At 69.0% G+C, this 16,086-nt stretch carries 13 protein-coding genes and 2 tRNA genes; 6 read left to right on the top strand and 9 right to left on the bottom strand.

The genetic code is table 11. The features are described from left to right. Positions 1-60: 60 nt before the first annotated feature. On the bottom strand, positions 61-2,727 hold the full coding sequence (locus ACY34J_RS07760; RefSeq protein WP_462725776.1) for a valine--tRNA ligase: 2,667 nt from the start codon (positions 2,725-2,727) through the stop codon (positions 61-63). Between the two features lie 119 nt (positions 2,728-2,846). Between ACY34J_RS07760 and ACY34J_RS07755 the strand changes: the two genes are divergently transcribed. From ACY34J_RS07755 to ACY34J_RS07745, 3 genes are read left to right on the top strand one after another with little or no spacing between them, the layout of a single operon-like run. Beyond that, entirely contained in the window at positions 2,847-3,725 is an 879-nt protein-coding gene (locus ACY34J_RS07755) for a hypothetical protein (RefSeq protein WP_462725777.1), read from the top strand. A 24-nt stretch (positions 3,726-3,749) separates the two neighbouring features. Then, complete coding sequence (locus tag ACY34J_RS07750; RefSeq protein ID WP_462725778.1) at positions 3,750-4,589, top strand: hypothetical protein; 840 nt, start codon at positions 3,750-3,752, stop codon at positions 4,587-4,589. Further along, positions 4,586-5,179 (top strand): hypothetical protein, encoded by a 594-nt coding sequence (locus tag ACY34J_RS07745; RefSeq protein ID WP_462725779.1) that lies wholly within the window; start codon positions 4,586-4,588, stop codon positions 5,177-5,179. The genes ACY34J_RS07750 and ACY34J_RS07745 overlap by 4 nt, the downstream gene beginning before the upstream one ends. 56 nt (positions 5,180-5,235) lie before the next feature. Here ACY34J_RS07745 and clpX read toward each other — a convergent pair whose 3' ends face one another. The 5 genes from clpX to ACY34J_RS07720 all read right to left on the bottom strand — a co-directional run bounded on the left by clpX (position 5,236) and on the right by ACY34J_RS07720 (position 10,041). Continuing rightward, a complete protein-coding gene (gene clpX, locus ACY34J_RS07740) occupies positions 5,236-6,525 on the bottom strand; it encodes an ATP-dependent Clp protease ATP-binding subunit ClpX (protein WP_462725780.1) in 1,290 nt (429 codons plus the stop codon). A gap of 154 nt (positions 6,526-6,679) precedes the next feature. Beyond that, complete coding sequence (locus ACY34J_RS07735) at positions 6,680-7,339, bottom strand: ATP-dependent Clp protease proteolytic subunit (protein WP_462725830.1); 660 nt, start codon at positions 7,337-7,339, stop codon at positions 6,680-6,682. Positions 7,340-7,403: 64 nt separating this feature from the next. Then, a complete protein-coding gene (locus ACY34J_RS07730) occupies positions 7,404-8,009 on the bottom strand; it encodes an ATP-dependent Clp protease proteolytic subunit (RefSeq protein ID WP_462725831.1) in 606 nt (201 codons plus the stop codon). Between the two features lie 429 nt (positions 8,010-8,438). Beyond that, positions 8,439-9,839: a trigger factor gene (gene tig / locus ACY34J_RS07725; protein WP_462725781.1), complete on the bottom strand. Its 1,401-nt coding sequence runs from the start codon at positions 9,837-9,839 to the stop codon at positions 8,439-8,441. 125 nt (positions 9,840-9,964) lie between these two features. Further along, positions 9,965-10,041 (bottom strand) — tRNA-Pro (locus ACY34J_RS07720). 135 nt (positions 10,042-10,176) lie between these two features. On the opposite strand from ACY34J_RS07720, the gene ACY34J_RS07715 reads away from it, so the two are divergent. Then, positions 10,177-10,247: transfer RNA gene (locus ACY34J_RS07715), tRNA-Gly, on the top strand. 82 nt (positions 10,248-10,329) lie between these two features. Here ACY34J_RS07715 and ACY34J_RS07710 read toward each other — a convergent pair. Further along, complete coding sequence (locus tag ACY34J_RS07710) at positions 10,330-11,187, bottom strand: beta-propeller fold lactonase family protein (RefSeq protein ID WP_462725782.1); 858 nt, start codon at positions 11,185-11,187, stop codon at positions 10,330-10,332. A 559-nt stretch (positions 11,188-11,746) separates the two neighbouring features. On the opposite strand from ACY34J_RS07710, the gene ACY34J_RS07705 reads away from it, so the two are divergent. Next, a complete protein-coding gene (locus tag ACY34J_RS07705; protein WP_462725783.1) occupies positions 11,747-12,118 on the top strand; it encodes an arsenate reductase family protein in 372 nt (123 codons plus the stop codon). A 110-nt stretch (positions 12,119-12,228) separates the two neighbouring features. Here ACY34J_RS07705 and ACY34J_RS07700 read toward each other — a convergent pair whose 3' ends face one another. After that, complete coding sequence (locus ACY34J_RS07700) at positions 12,229-12,423, bottom strand: hypothetical protein (RefSeq protein WP_462725784.1); 195 nt, start codon at positions 12,421-12,423, stop codon at positions 12,229-12,231. A gap of 604 nt (positions 12,424-13,027) precedes the next feature. On the opposite strand from ACY34J_RS07700, the gene ACY34J_RS07695 reads away from it, so the two are divergent. Continuing rightward, complete coding sequence (locus ACY34J_RS07695; RefSeq protein WP_462725785.1) at positions 13,028-14,227, top strand: acyltransferase family protein; 1,200 nt, start codon at positions 13,028-13,030, stop codon at positions 14,225-14,227. A 679-nt stretch (positions 14,228-14,906) separates the two neighbouring features. Here the strand turns inward: ACY34J_RS07695 and ACY34J_RS07690 are convergent. After that, positions 14,907-16,049, bottom strand: a complete 1,143-nt coding sequence (locus ACY34J_RS07690; RefSeq protein WP_462725786.1) for a PP2C family protein-serine/threonine phosphatase — start codon at positions 16,047-16,049, stop codon at positions 14,907-14,909. Between the last annotated feature and the right edge of the window lie 37 nt (positions 16,050-16,086).

Below are 16,086 nucleotides of genomic sequence, written 5' to 3'. Positions count from 1 at the left end.
CGTGATGGCGGATGACGAAGGGCCCCGCGCCGAAGCGCGGGGCCCTTCGGGCGGACGCGGTCAGCCCTGCGGGAGGGCCGCCAGCTGAGCGGAGATCCGCTCGATGTCGGCCTCGGCGGCCTTCTGCCGGGCGCGGATCTTCTCCTTCACCGGCTCCGGCGCCTTGGCCAGAAACGCCTCGTTGCCGAGCTTCGCCGTCGTCTGCGCGAGCTCCTTCTCCGCGGTGGCCAGGTCTTTCGTCAGCCGCTTGCGCTCGGCCTCGACGTCGATCGCACCCGACAGGTCGAGGCTGACCGTCGCTGCCCCAGCTCCCGCTGGGAGGTGCCCCCGTGCGACCGGCAGCGTCGCGGTGGCCGTGAAGCCCTCGCCCTCCGGCTGCAGCCGCAGCAGCTGCCGGATCGCGTCCTCGTGCGCGGCCAGCGCCGGGCTGCCGGTCAGGTCCAGGCGGGCCGGGACCTTCTGGCCGGGCTGGAGGCCCTGGTCGGCGCGGAACCGGCGGACCTCGGTGACCACCTGCTGGAGGGTCTCGATCTCCTCCTCGGCCGCGCGGTCACGGAAGCCGCTGTCCTTCGGCCAGTCGGCGATGACGATGGACTCCCGCCCGGTGAGCGTGGTCCACAACGCCTCGGTGACGAACGGGACGACCGGGTGCAGCAGCCGCAGCATGACGTCCAGGACCTCGCCCAGCACCCGGCGCGAGGCGTCGGCGGCCGGACCGCCCTTCTGGAAGGTCGTCTTGGACAGCTCGACGTACCAGTCGAAGACCTCGTCCCAGGCGAAGTGGAACAGCGTCTCGCTCAGCCTCGAGAACTGGTAGTCGTCGTAGTACGCGTCGACCTCGGCGACAACGCTGTTCAGCCGGGAGAGGATCCAGCGGTCCTCGGGCCGCAGCTGCTCGGCCGAGGGCAGTTCGCCCTCGACCGTCGCGCCGTTCATCAGCGCGAAGCGCGTAGCGTTCCAGATCTTGTTGGCGAAGTTGCGGGAGGCCTGGACCCACTCCTCGCCGATCGGCACGTCCACACCCGGGTTGGCACCGCGGGCCAGGGTGAAGCGGACGGCGTCGGCGCCGTACGCGTCCATCCAGTCCAGCGGATTGACCGCGTTCCCAAAGGACTTGGACATCTTCTTGCCGAACTGGTCGCGGACCATGCCGTGCAGGGCGATGGTGTGGAACGGCGGGGTGCCGTCCATCGCGTACAGGCCGAACATCATCATCCGGGCGACCCAGAAGAAGAGGATGTCGTAGCCGGTGACCAGGACCGAGTTCGGATAGAACTTCTCCAGGCTCTCGGTCTGCTCGGGCCAGCCGAGCGTGGAGAACGGCCACAGGCCGGACGAGAACCAGGTGTCCAGGACATCGCTGTCCTGGTGCCAGCCCTCACCCGTCGGAGGCTCCTCGTCCGGTCCGACGCACACGACCTCACCGTTCGGCCCGTACCAGACCGGAATCCGGTGGCCCCACCACAGCTGCCGCGAGATGCACCAGTCGTGGAGGTTGTCGACCCACCCGAAGTAGCGGGACTCCATCTCCTTCGGGTGGATAGTGACCCGGCCGTCGCGAACGGCGTCGCCCGCGGCCTTGGCGAGCGGGCCGACCTTGACCCACCACTGCATGGACAGCCGCGGCTCGATCGTCGTCTTGCAGCGCGAGCAGTGGCCGACCGAGTGCATGTACGGGCGCTTCTCGTCGACGATCCGGCCCTCGGCGCGCAGCGCGGCGACGATCGCCGAGCGGGCCTCGAGCCGGTCCAGGCCCTGGAAGGGGCCGTGCGCGGTGATGATCGCGTGCTCGTCCATGACGGTCACCGCCGGCAGGTTGTGCCGCTGGCCGATCTCGAAGTCGTTCGGGTCGTGTGCGGGCGTCACCTTGACGGCGCCCGTGCCGAACTCGGGGTCGACGTGCTCGTCGGCGACGACCGGGATACGGCGGCCGGTGAGCGGCAACTCGATCTCGGTGCCCACGAGGTGGGCGTAGCGCTGGTCGTCGGGGTGGACGGCGACGGCGGTGTCACCGAGCATCGTCTCGGCTCGGGTCGTCGCTACGACGATGGACGTGTCGCCCTCGCCGTAGCGGATCGAGACCAGCTCGCCGTCGTCCTCCTGGTACTCCACCTCGATGTCGGAGATGGCGGTCAGACAGCGCGGACACCAGTTGATGATCCGCTCGGCGCGGTAGATCAGCTCGTCGTCGTAGAGCTTCTTGAAGATCGTCTGGACGGCCTTCGACAGGCCCTCGTCCATGGTGAAGCGCTCGCGCGACCAGGCGACACCGTCGCCGAGCCGCCGCATCTGTCCGGAGATCTGGCCCCCGGACTCGGCCTTCCACTTCCAGACGCGCTCGATGAACGCCTCACGGCCGAGGTCGTGGCGGGACTTGCCCTCCTTGGCCAGCTCACGCTCGACGACGTTCTGGGTGGCGATGCCGGCGTGGTCCATGCCGGGCTGCCACAGCGTCTCGTAACCCTGCATCCGCTTGCGGCGGGTGAGGGCGTCGATCAGCGTGTGCTCGAAGGCGTGGCCCAGGTGGAGCGAGCCGGTGACGTTGGGCGGCGGGATGACGATCGTGTACGGCTCTTTGTCGCTCGTCGCGTCCGCCTCGAAGTAACCGCGCTCCACCCAACGCTCGTACAGCGGCCCCTCTACCTCGGCCGGCGCGTACTGGGTCGGCAGATCGATGCGGGCGCTGGTGCTGGCCACGTCCTGGGGGCGCTGGGTGTTGTCGGTCACGACGGTCAGTGTAAGGGGCCGACCGGCGCTGTTACGAACCCGTTGCTGCCCCGGGGTAAGGCCCGCATAAGGCTTCGGGAAGGATAAGGCGTCACTGTCATGTCCATCGAAGGGGCGCAATGACCCACCACCAGCCGCCGCATCAGCCGGGCCCGTACGGGAGTCCCGCTCCGTACGCCCAGGGCGGTGCGCCGGCGCAGCCCGGCTATGGGTTTCCGCAGCAGGGGTACGGCGCCCCGGGCCCGTGCGGTCAGCCGCAGCCGGGCCCGTACGGCCGGCCGCCGCAGCCAGGCCCCCACGGTCAGCCCGACCCGTACGGTCAGCTGCCCGTGCCCCCGCAGGGGGGCGGCAGCAAGGGCAGGACCATCGGCATCGTCGTGGGCGCGGTGGCGGCCGTGGCGGCGATCGCCGGCGGGATCGTCCTGCTCGGTGGCGGTGACGACGCCCGGTACAAGCTGACCACCCCGCAGACGGTGGCGGCCGAGTTCACGCGCCAGGGCGCGGGCCACGACGACGCCGGCCTGTCGCAGAAGGACAGGGCCGCGCTCCGGCAGGTGCCGGGCGTGGTGGACCCGCACCCGGTGCAGGCCGGCTACCAGAGTGCGGGCAAGAAGCAGCTGCTCCTCACCGGGGTGTGGGGGCAGGTGGAGAACCCCGAGAACGTCGTCGACGCGATGTTCGCCGTGCTGGCGAAGTCGGCCATGGAGGGCTCGGAGGCCAAGCCCGTCGGCAGCCCCCAGGACGTGGAACCCGATGGCTTCGACGGTGACGTCATGAAGTGCCAGAAGATCAGGTTCACCAATGACGACCCCAGCGCCTCCGTCAAGGCGGCGGAGGTGCCGATGTGCATCTGGGGGGACTCCGGCACGGTCGGCGGCGTGATCCTGGTCGATCCGCTGGCGGCCTTGGCCGGAAACACGGACCTCGACGCGGCGGCCGGGACCACGGCCAAGGTGCGCGACGACGCGCGCGTCGAGCTTCCGGCGCAGCAGCAGTAATTCAGTCCACAGGGGAGGAATCTCATGAGCTACAACCAGCCTGGTCCGTACGGCGGCCAGCCGCCGCAGCAGCCCGGCCCGTACGGCCAGCCGCAGCAGCCCGGCCCGTACGGCCAGCCGCAGCAGCCGCAGCCCGGGTACGGCTACCCGCAGCAGGGCGGGCCGGTGCCGCCACAGCAGGGCTATGGCTACCCCCAGCAGGGCCAGGCCCCGCCGCCATACGGCCAGCCGCCGCAGCAGGGCGGCTGGGGCGCTCCCCCGCCGCCGAGCAGCGGCGGCGGTGCGGGCAAGGTGATCGGCATCATCGCCGGTGTGGTGGTCCTGGCCGCCATTGTGATCGGCGGCGCCGTCGCCCTGAGCTCCGGCGGCTCCTCGGACGGCGGCAGCTACAAGCTGACCACACCGGAGACAGTCCTGGACGGCAAGTACACCAAGGGCACCCCGCCCCAGAACGTCCCGTCCCAGAGCGGCGACGACAAGTACATCTCCGACGGCACATCGGTCAACGCCACGTACAAGAACGACAGCGAGGGCGGCCTGACCTTCGCCGGGGCGTACGGCGATCTCTCCGACCCCAAGGGTGCGGTTGAGGCAATGATCTCCGCCGGCAACCTCAGCACCGGGGAGCCGACCGAACAGAGCCCCTCGGGCTTCGACGGGGACATCATGAAGTGCGGCGAGAAGGACTTCGGCATCTTGAAGTCGCCGTTCTGCGTGTGGGGCGACTCCAGCACCGTGGGCGTGGTGATCTGGATGCCGCCGACCGCCGGCATCTCCGACCCCACCGCCCTGAAGTCTCCGTCTGTGTCGGAGTGGGCCGAGACAACCGCGAAGTTCCGTAGCGAGATCCGCGTCGAGCAGTGAGCAGGGTCCTCACGGCGGTCGCGCTGGCCGGCGCGACCGCCGTCGGCATGCTGGGGCTGACGGGATGCGCAGGTGGCAGCCCGTCCATGCGGCTCGTGACGCCCAAGACGCTCGACGGGGGCACGTACGTGCTGGACAAGGACACTCAGGGGCTCGCCAGGGAGGGCACCAGCGTCCAGGAGGGCATGCCGGAGGGAGCCACCTCGGTGCTTGCCCGCTACCGGCGCGCGGACGACAGCTCGGGGAAGTCCCGGCTCGCCTTCTCGGGCACGTACGGGACGATCGGCGAGCCACGCAAGGTCCAGGACGACATGTTCACGTCCTTCGTATCGGGCTCGTCTGCCACCGTCGTGACGGGGCGCCGGGTGTTCCACCCCGACGGCCCGGACGGCCCGGCCATCGAGTGCGAGGTGGTACGGATGGGCAGAGAACCCCGGCTGCACGCACCGGTGTGCACCTGGGCCGAGGCCTCCGACGCGGCTTTGGTCGTGGACGTGAACCCGAAGAACGCCGGGCCGTCGTCCGTCGACGTGGCGGCCTTCGCAAAGGTCGCCGCAGCCATCTACCGGGACACCCGCAAGCCCGCGTAGACGCCAGAAGGAGCGCCCGGCAGCCGTTGCCGGGCGCCCCTCCACATGTGTACGCGTTACGCGCTCTTCTCGTGGCGCTCGCCCTTGCTGATCGAGCGGGGCTCGCGCGGCACCAGGGTCGGGTTCACATTCGAGTGCACGACGTCCTCGGTGATGACGACCCGCGCGACGTCCTTGCGCGACGGGACCTCGTACATCACCGACATCAGGACCTCCTCCATGATGGCCCGCAGGCCGCGCGCGCCCGTGCCGCGCAGGATCGCCTGGTCAGCGATGGCCTCGAGGGCGGGGCGGTCGAAGTCCAGCTCCACACCGTCGAGTTCGAACAGCCGCTGGTACTGCTTGACGAGGGCGTTCCGCGGCTCGACGAGGATCTGGAGCAGCGCCTCGCGGTCGAGATTGTGGACGGAGGTGATGACCGGGAGGCGGCCGATGAACTCGGGGATCATCCCGAACTTCACCAGGTCCTCCGGCATCACATCGCGGAAGTGGTCCGAGGAGTCGATCTCGCGCTTGGAGCGGATCGTCGCGCCGAAGCCGATGCCCTTGGCACCGGCCCGCGCCTCGATGATCTTCTCCAGCCCGGCGAAGGCGCCGCCCACAATGAACAGCACGTTCGTGGTGTCGATCTGGATGAACTCCTGGTGCGGGTGCTTGCGCCCGCCCTGCGGCGGCACGGAGGCCGTGGTGCCCTCGAGGATCTTCAGCAGCGCCTGCTGTACGCCCTCGCCGGAGACGTCACGCGTGATCGACGGATTCTCGCTCTTGCGGGCGACCTTGTCGATCTCGTCGATGTAAATGATCCCCGTCTCGGCCTTCTTGACGTCGTAGTCAGCAGCCTGGATCAGCTTGAGGAGGATGTTCTCAACGTCTTCGCCGACGTACCCGGCCTCGGTGAGCGCGGTGGCGTCGGCGATCGCGAAGGGGACGTTGAGCATTCGGGCCAGGGTCTGGGCGAGCAGCGTCTTGCCCGAGCCCGTGGGGCCGAGCAGCAGGATATTGGACTTGGCCAGCTCGATGCCGTCGTCGCGGCTGTTCTGGCCGTTCTCCCCGGCCTGCACGCGCTTGTAGTGGTTGTAGACGGCAACGGACAGCGCCTTCTTGGCGGTTTCCTGGCCGACGACGTACCCCTCGAGGAACTCGTAGATCTCGCGCGGCTTGGGAAGTTCCTCCCACCTGACCTCGGAGGTCTCGGCGAGCTCCTCCTCGATGATCTCGTTACAGAGATCGATGCACTCGTCGCAGATGTATACACCGGGACCTGCGATGAGCTTCTTTACCTGCTTCTGGCTCTTTCCGCAGAACGAGCACTTGAGCAGATCGCCGCCGTCACCGATGCGTGCCACGAGGTGCTTCCCCTTCGCCTGGGATCTGCACGCTCTGCAGACCCGGGTGCTTGCCTATCGACGGTACCTTGCCGGGCCCCTCGTGTGGGCCCCCCTTGGACCGGTTCACTGACCGTGGCCGGTACAAGGGGGCCGACATAAGCGGACCGACGGATCAGCCGCCCAGACCGACGGAACTCTTCCGGGTGGAGATGATCTGGTCGACCAGACCGTAAGCAAGCGACTCCTCAGCGGTGAGGATCTTGTCGCGCTCGATGTCGTCGCGGATCTTCTCGATCGGCGTGGTGGAGTGTTTGGCCAGCATCTCCTCCAGCTGCGAGCGCATCCGCAGGATCTCGTTGGCAGCGATCTCCAGGTCGGACACCTGGCCGCGGCCGGTCTCGCTGTACGGCTGGTGGATCAGCACCCGGGCGTTCGGCAGGGCCATGCGCTTGCCGGGCGTACCGGCGGCCAGCAGCACCGCGGCGGCGGAGGCCGCCTGGCCCATGCAGACCGTCTGGATGTCGGGCTTCACGAACTGCATCGTGTCGTAGATGGCGGTCAGCGCCGTGAACGAGCCGCCGGGCGAGTTGATGTAGATCGAGATGTCGCGGTCAGGGTCCATCGACTCCAGGCACAGCAGCTGCGCCATGACGTCGTTGGCGGAGGCGTCGTCGATCTGGACGCCGAGGAAGATCACGCGCTCCTCGAAGAGCTTCGCGTACGGGTCGTACTCGCGGACGCCCTGCGAGGTGCGCTCCACAAAGCGCGGGACAACATACCGGGACTCGGCCATCGGGCCCTGGTAGAGGCCGCTGCCGGGGAAGCTGTTCATTTCGGTCTTCACCATCCTGGTGGCGATCGATGGGCTGGGGGTTGGCTGTGGGACGGAGCGGGGCTCAGGCCCCCGTGCCGCCCCCGCCCGGCATGCCGGCGGCGGTAGCGATGACGTCGTCCACGAGGCCGTACTCCTTGGCCTCCTCGGCCGTGAACCAGCGGTCGCGGTCGGAGTCACGGGTGACCTGCTCGACGCTCTGACCAGTGTGCAAAGCCGTCAGCCGCGCCATCTTCTTCTTCGTGCGCAGGAGCTGCTCGGCGTGGATCTTGATGTCCGTGGCGGAGCCCGCCAGGCCCGCGGAGGGCTGGTGGATGAGGATCTCGGCGTTGGGGAGAGCGAAGCGCTTGCCCCGAGTGCCGGCGCTCAGCAGGAACTGCCCCATCGAGGCGGCGAGGCCCATGGCGATGGTGACCACGTCGTTCTTGATGTACTGCATGGTGTCGTAGATCGCCATGCCGGCCGTGATCGAGCCGCCCGGGGAGTTGATGTAGAGGTAGATGTCCTTGTCCGGATCGGCGGCGAGGAGAAGCAGCTGTGCCGTGATCCTGTTCGCGATCTCGTCGTCGACGGGCTGGCCGAGGAAGATGATCCGCTCGTCGAGCAGTCGGTTGTAGACCTGGTCGCCAAGGCCGCCGAACTTCGGCTCGCCGGCGGCGGCGGAAGGCATCAGATTCGTCACGTATCCACCTGCTCGTTGATTCGACGGCCGCGCGCCGTCTCAGCGTCTTCTTCTGGGCGGCGGGGCCCGGCCTGCGCCGACGCACTCCGGCGCCTTCCGGAGACTCCCCTGCCCTTGTATTTACGGACCCTAACGCGCTGGTCGGCGGGCGCCATCCCGCATTGGTAACTGTTCGCTGTGAGCGCAGGGAGGCTCGGGCGAGCGAGTCGCGGTGACATCAACAGCCTTGCGGCCGCTGAGCGCGCCGGTTCCGGAATCACCTCGTGGGGGCACCTCCCGGGCCGTCAGGCCCAGGGGGAGGCTGGGAGGTGCCGATTGAGCCCCTCTGCCAGCCCAGAGGTGCGCAGGCCCTCCAGGGAGCCAACGGGCCCGGACGCGGTGGTGCGTCCGGGCCCGTTGAGGGGCTCACGCCGAGGCTCAGGCCTCGGGCTTGTCCTTCGCGGTCTCGGCGGCTTCGGCCTCGCCCTCGGCGGCAGCCGACGCCGTCTCGGCGGACTCGTCCTCCTCCTCGTCCTCCAGCTCAACGGTCTCACCGTTGGTGTCGACGACCTTGGCGGACTCGACGACGACCGCGAGCGCCTTGCCGCGGGCGACCTCGCCGACCAGCATCTGCACCTGGCCGCCCTCGACGACGGCCTGGGCGAACTGGTCCGGGCTCATGCCGGAGGAGGCCGCACGCCGCATCAGGTGCTCGGTGAGCTCCTCCTGGCTGACGGACAGCTGCTCCTTGGCGACCAGCTCGTCAAGGATGAACTGGGTCTTGATGCCCTTTTCCGCCTGCTCCTTGAGCTCGGCCTCGAAGTCCTCCTCCGACTTGTCCTGCATCTTCAGGTAGCCCTGAAGGTCCAGGCCCATCGGCGCGAGCTGGTGGTGCTCGAGGTTGTGCTTACGGGTCCGGATCTCCTCCTCGAGGAGCTTCTCCGGCATCGGGACCTCGACCAGCTCCAGCAGGGCGTCCAGCACCTTCTGCTGGGCCTCGGTGGCCTGGTCGTACTTCTTGATCTGCTCAAGGCGCCTGCGGCTGTCGGCCCGCAGCTCCTCGAGGGTGTCGAACTCGCTCGCCAGCTGCGCGAAGTCGTCGTCGAGCTCGGGCAGCTCACGGCTGGCCACGGCGGTGACCTCGACCTTGACCTCGGCCTCCTTGCCCTTGGCGGAGCCGCCCTTGAGCTCAGAGGTGAAGGTGGCGGAGCCGCCGGCCTCGAGGCCGGTGACGGCCTCGTCGATGCCGTCCAGCAGCTCGCCGGAGCCGACGGTGTAGTTCACGCCCTCGGCGACGCCGTCCTCCAGGACCTCGCCGTCGACCTTGGCCTCGAGGTCGAGCGTCACGACATCGCCCTCGGCGGCGGCGCGCTCGACCGGGGTGGTGGAGGCGAAGCGCTCGCGGAGCTGCTCGACGGACTTCTGAACGTCCTCGTCGGTGACCTCGACGGCGTCAACGGTGACCTCGATGCCGGAGTAGTCCGGGATCTCGATCTTCGGGCGGATGTCGACCTCGGCGGTGAAGGCGAGAACCTCGTTGTCCTTCAGCTCGGTGATGTCGACCTCGGGCTGGCCCAGCGGGTCGAGCTCACCCTCGGTGATCGCCTCGGTGTAGAACTTCGGCAGCGCGTCGTTGACGGCCTCCTCGAGGACCGCGCCGCGGCCGAAGCGCTGGTCGATGACGCGCGCAGGGATCTTGCCCTTGCGGAAGCCCGGCACCGTGACCTGCTGGTTGATCTTCTTGTACGCCGCGTCGAGGCTGGGCTTGAGCTCCTCGAAGGGCACCTCGACAGTGAGCCGAACCCGGGTCGGGTTCAGGGTCTCCACGGCGCTCTTCACGGTTCGGTCTCCTTGGGGCTGACTTCTGGATGTGCTGCTGGACGCCCCGCATACGGACACACGGGCGCGCAGCTTGCATAGTAACCGTACGCCCCATGCCCTGGATCCCACATAGTGGATCTTGCTGGTCGGGGTGGCCGGATTCGAACCGACGACCTTCCGCTCCCAAAGCGGACGCGCTACCAAGCTGCGCCACACCCCGCTGGTGCGACACGTAGGGTACATGCCCCGACGCGGCGCGGCCGCCGCATTCCGGCACTTGGGAGAGGTGTGCGGAAGTCCGCCCGGACCCGCTACGATGCACTGCGTGCCGCGGTCCTTACGATCAGCGGCGCACGCGGGCGTAGCTCAATGGTAGAGCCCCAGTCTTCCAAACTGGCTACGCGGGTTCGATTCCCGTCGCCCGCTCTGCGGCTGGGCCCCGGCTCGGTGAGAGATCGCCGAGCCGGGGCCTGGTGCCTTTGCGGAGCGATCCGGTCACGCCTCCGGCTCAGATGTTGATCACGGAGACCGTGTCCGAGCCGGCGTTGGTGACGAAGAGGCGGCGACCATCGGGGGCCACTGCCAGATCGACCGGGTTCGTGTCCTTGCCGACCGGGATCTTGTTGATCTGTCTGCCGGTCCGTGCGTCGATCACCGACACCGTGCCCTCCCCGGCGTTGAGGACGAAGACGCGGTTGCGGCCGGGGACGGGGTCCACCGCAATACTCCGCGGGGCATCACCGGTCCGGAACTCGCGGCTCAACTCGTTGTCCCGCACGCGGATCACCGACACCGTGTTGTCCCCGAGGTTGGACACATAGACGCTGCGGCCGTCGGGGGCGACCGCAACGCCGGAGGGATCGGCGCCGACCGGGATCGTCCGGACCCTGCGGCTCTGCGCATCGATCACCGATACCGTGTCCGACCCGATGTTGGCGACGTAGACGCGAGGGCGACCGTCGGGGGCCATCGCGACTGCCAATTCCTGCGGGTTCCTGCCGACCCGGAGCGTGGTGAACACCCTGCGGGCCTTCGCGTCGACCTCTGACACGGTGCCCGACGCGGAGTCGGCGACGTAGACGCGGCTGCCGTCGGGGGACACCGTTACCCCCCGCGCGTCCCTGCCGATCGGGATCGGGCGGCCGATACCCCTGCCGGTCTGCGCATCGATCACCGAGAGTGTCCTCGATGCGGCGTTGGCAACGTAGACGCGGCTGCCGTCGGGGGACACCGCCACCCCCCGCGGGCGATCACCGGTCCGGATCGGGCGGCCGACCGTCTTGTTGGTCTGAGTGTCGATCACCGACAGCGTGCCCGAGTCGCGGTTGATCACGAAGGCACGGCGACCGTCCGGGGCCACCGCCACTGCGAACGGCTCCTTGCCGACCGGAATCGGGGGGACAGGCGCTGTTGCCGCCGGTGGGTTCGGGGGCGGGCTGGGAGCGGCGGCGACCGGGGAGGCCACCGACGCCGGCACCAGTCCACCGCCCAGGGTGAGCAGAACGGCCAGTGTGAGCCGTATTGGTGGTCGAACGGATCGAAGGGGGCTGTGGCCCCGGTACGGACGGCAGGAGGCGAGGAAGCCCATGGCGCTCTCCAGTCATGCGGGCACGTCAGGCGTATGGGGCGATTGATGCCGAATCACGCGGCGTACCGCAGAACCCCACTGAAGAGGAGCACGAGGCTCGCTGCCCCCCCGCTGCGACACATCACCAGCGGCGCGAGACTCGCTGACGGCCAGGTCCCTGCTTCGGTGCCCCGTGGCGGCATACCGGCCGGACCACCGCGTGACGCGGTTTCCTCTCTCCTCAGCATCTGGGACCACAAGAGTCACGGCAACTTGGCTGCGTCACAGCAATCACAGGCCGGGGCGGCGGGGATCAGGCGCCGTTCTCGGGGGTCAGGCACCGTTCTACAGTTCGCCCATGGAGATCTGGATCAACCCCGCCTGCTCGAAGTGCCGCTCCGCGGTGAACATCCTCAACGAGGAGGGTGCCGAGTACACGGTGCGGCGCTACCTGGACGATCCGCCGAGCGCGGACGAGCTGCGCGAGGTGCTGGAGCGGCTCGGGCTGGAGCCGTGGGACATCGTCCGTACGCAGGAGACGGCGGCGAAGGAGCTGGGCCTGCGGGAGTGGCCCCGCGAGCCGGCGGAGCGCGAGCGTTGGATCGAGGCGCTGGCGCGGCACCCGCGGCTGATCCAGCGGCCGATCATCACGGCGGACGATGGCACAGCGGCGGTGGCGCGCAGCGAGGAGGCCGTACGCGACGTGATCTCGCGCGGTCTCCAGGGCTGACCCGGTCGGCCGTGGAGCCGGCCCCTATGAGGAGCCGGTTCACTCCGCCGTTGGTCCGGCCCCCAGCCGACCGTGCCGAGAAGCCGGTCTGACTCGGACGCTGAGCTGCCTCAGAAGCTGATCTGGCTGATCGTCTCGGATATCGAGTTGAGGAAGCGGTTGATCGACGGGGCCATGTTGGTCGAGGCGACGAAGAAGCCGAACAGGGCCGCGACGATCGCCGGGCCCGTCTTGATCGAACCGCTGCGGATCATGACCACTAGCACGATCGCCAACAGCACCACGACGGACAGCGAAATGGCCACAACTGATCACACCCTTGGTCGGAATGTCCTACCGGCCCGGGGAGCGTGCAGCCGGGCACACCCCCGCGGCAACCATCGTGCCATCAACCAGGGCTCGGGTCGTCCCTGCTGACACATCGTCGGCCACCTGTTCGCACCCTGCCGGGACGGGTCGCCGCCCGGGGGCGTGCGGATCCCTACCGCGCCCCGGGTAATTCGGCGACCTGGGTGAACCGTAATTCGGCCTGATCATTTCCATGTACATGTGCATGGCGGCACGCCGCACTGTTGCGGGAAATTCGGAAAGAGACACGAGATGATGGCCAGGCCCACAAAGAGGCCATGAGGCTGGACATATCACCAGAGCCGTCTGCGGGGCATATGCCTTGTTTAAGCGGGATGAGCCGGGACACAACGGGCACTTGATGGCATCGCGCCCAACGGGCCGATCTCCGCTCCGACTTCATCTGAACGGAGGCACCGTTGGATTCGTGGAGAGGAAGATGATGGTTTTACGGATTCCACTCGACGGCGCTATCGTGCCTCAGATGTTCCACGCTGCCTTCACCCCCGCTCGCGCAGTGAGGTCCAGGATCGTCTCCCCGAGTTCATGGTGGGAGGGCCTGTGACGAACACGTTGCGCCCCCACGGCTCCCAGCGGGCCCCGCTCCCCCCGGCCCACGACCAGGCACCCACCAGCCATGGCCCGCCTCGAAGCGACCGAGCGGATGACCGGAAACCCTCCGGCTCCGCGGCCGGGCATGGCAAGCCGAAGCAGCGCGACTCGTTCTTCGACAACGCCAAGTACCTGGCCATCGTGTTCGTCGCGATGGGCCACGCTTGGGAGCCGCTGACGGACGGCAGCCGTACCGCCGAAGCGCTGTACATGGTGGTCTACACCTTCCATATGCCGGCGTTCATCATTATCTCCGGCTATTTCTCGCGTAGTTTCGATATGCGGGCAGACCGCCTCAAACGGCTGGTCACCGGTATCGCCGTACCGTATGTGCTCTTCGAGCTCGCCTACAGCCTCTTCAAGCGCTGGGCGGACGACGATCCGACGCATCCCATCAGCCTGCTGGATCCCTGGTATCTGACGTGGTTCCTGGTCGCGCTGTTCGTGTGGCGGCTGACCACCCCCCTGTGGAAGCTCGTCAAGTGGCCCGTGCCGCTCGCGCTGGCCATCGCGATGCTCGCCTCGATCTCCCCGGACATCGGTGACGACCTCGATCTGCAGCGGGTGCTGCAGTTCCTGCCGTTCTTCGTCATCGGTCTGTACATGAAGCCGGAGCACTTCCAGATGGTGCGCCGCCGCGAGGTCAGGATCCTGTCCGTGCCGGTCTTCGCCGTGGCGTGCGTGGTCGCCTACTGGGCGGCGCCGCGGATGTCGTCGGCGTGGTTCTACCACCGCGACAGCGCCCAGGAACTGGGCGCGCCGTGGTGGAGCGGCACGGTGATGACGCTCGCCCTGTTCGGCTGCTCGATGGTCCTCGTCTCCTGCTTCTTCGCCTGGGTGCCGAAGCGGAAGATGTGGTTCACGGTGCTCGGCGCCGGCACGCTGTACGGCTATCTGCTGCACGGTTTCCTCGCCAAGGGCTCCCGCTTCTGGGGCTGGTTCGACGAGTACTCATGGCTGCACAAGCCGCTGGGCGAGATCGCGGTGACGCTCTTCGCCGCGACATTGGTGACGGTGCTCTGCACCCCACCGGTGCAGCGGATGTTCCGCTTCGCCATGGAGCCGAAGATGGAGTGGGCCTTCAAGCGGGACGCCGCCGAGGTGGCGCGCGACCGCGCCAAGGCCCCGGCCTCGGCCAAGACCGCCTGAGGTCCGACCGGTTCGACGCCCTACGGCCCCAGAGCCCACGCTCCGGGGCCGTACGTCATTCCGGCCGCACGCCCAGATGCCGCATGAGCTGTTCCAGCTCGGTCCAGAGCGCGGCCGCGCCCGAGCAGCGTGCGGCAGAGCGCGGCCGGTGCGGTGGGCGGCGGACTCACCACTCTTGGGCTTGCGCTGGGCGCGGGCGAGGTCGGGAGCGATGGTCTCGACGGATTCCGGGGCTGGGGCGGAGAGTTGGGGCTGGGGCTGAGGCTGGGAGGCGCTCGCCGGCTGGGCGGGCATCGAAGGCGCGGCGGCGGCGGTGGGAGCGGTGCCGGGCGCGGGGGCTGACGCCGAGGGTGCCGGTGGCGCGGGGGCCGGCGAGGCGGACGATGGCGGCACCGGGCTCGAACGCGCCACGGGCCAACATCCCGGCGGCAGCCGCGAAGACGACCGCGGCCAGCCCCGCAACGGCGCGCCGCGCGGCGGGCCGCCACCGCCAGGCAGGTACGTCCAGGCCCTCGGCCGCCTCGTCGGAGACGTCGTACACAACGGGAGCGGACGGGGCGTCATACGTCGGCACCAGCCGCAGCACGGCACCGTCGGGGACGGCGGCTGCGGCGATCGTGCTGTCCTGCGCCTGCCCTCGGCCGCGCGGGCTTCACCGGTTGCGGGCCGCGGCGGGGCGTCAGTCGCGGCAGATCAGCAGCAGGGCCCGGTCGTCGTTGACGTCCTTGGCCACCGCTTCGATCAGGTGCCAGGCCGCGCCCTGGAAGCCGTAGCCCACATAGCGGTCCGCCTCGCCCGTCAGGCGGTCGAGGCCCTCGGTCAGGTCCCGCTCGGCGGACTCGACCAGGCCGTCGGTGAAGAGCATCAGGACGTCGCCGTGGCGCAGCGTCCCCTTCACCGGGTCGAACTGGGCGCCGTCGTAGACCCCGAGCAGCGGGCCCTCCGCCGTCTTCTCCTCCCAGCGCCCGGTGCCGGCGTTCAGCTGCAGCGCCGGGACATGGCCGGCGGACAGCAACTCGTAGTCGCCGCTGTCGAGGTCGAGTACGAGATGGACGGACGTGGCGAAGCCCTCGTCCCAGTCCTGGCGCAGCAGATATCCGTTGGCGGCCGGAAGGAAGGCGTGCGGCGGAAGGGAGCCCAGCAGGCCGCCGAAGGCGCCCGACAGCAGCAGGGCGCGGGAGGCGGCGTCCATCCCCTTCCCGGAGACGTCGGTCAGGACGACTTCGAGCGTCCGTCCGCCGTTCGTCCGGGCCGCGACGACGAAGTCGCCGGAGAAGGACTGCCCGCCGGCCGGGCGTAGCGCCATCTCGTGGTGCCAGCCCTTGGGCAGGCTCGGCAGTTTGCTCTGCACCCGGATCCGTTCGCGCAGGTCGAACAGCATCGTGCCGCCACGCCGCCACGGCACTCCGACCCGGCTGCGGAACTGGGCGATGACCAGCCCGGCGAAGCCCACGGCGCCGACCACCAGGATCGTGCCGGGCGTGACGCGTGAGGGGCCTTCGTTGTACGGCCCGAGCAGCGTGGATTCGGCGATCAGCGCCGCGGCCGATGCCGCGTACAGCACCAGCAGGCTCGCCGGCCGCAGGATGAGCCCGCCGACGATGATCGGGAGGACGAGCGTGGCGGGCGTGCACCAGACGGGCACGGCCACCGTGGCAGCGGCGATGGCCGGGACGGCTGCCAGCAGGGCGGCCAGGGCGATCCAGTCGGAGCCGTCGCCACGGAAGTAGTCCACTCCGGCTTTGCGCAGGGCGATTCGGGCCCGGTGCGTCGATTTGCGCATCCGGGCCGTAAGAGTCTCTGCTCCTGCGCCGCGTGCCATTGCCCCGGACCTTATCCGCCCCCGCCCGGGCCGCGTA

The sequence above is a fragment of the Streptomyces sp. HSS9-12 genome (assembly GCF_054963655.1).
The sequence above is the reverse complement of the archived record's forward strand: the minus strand, read 5'-3'. Positions and strand labels throughout refer to the sequence as shown.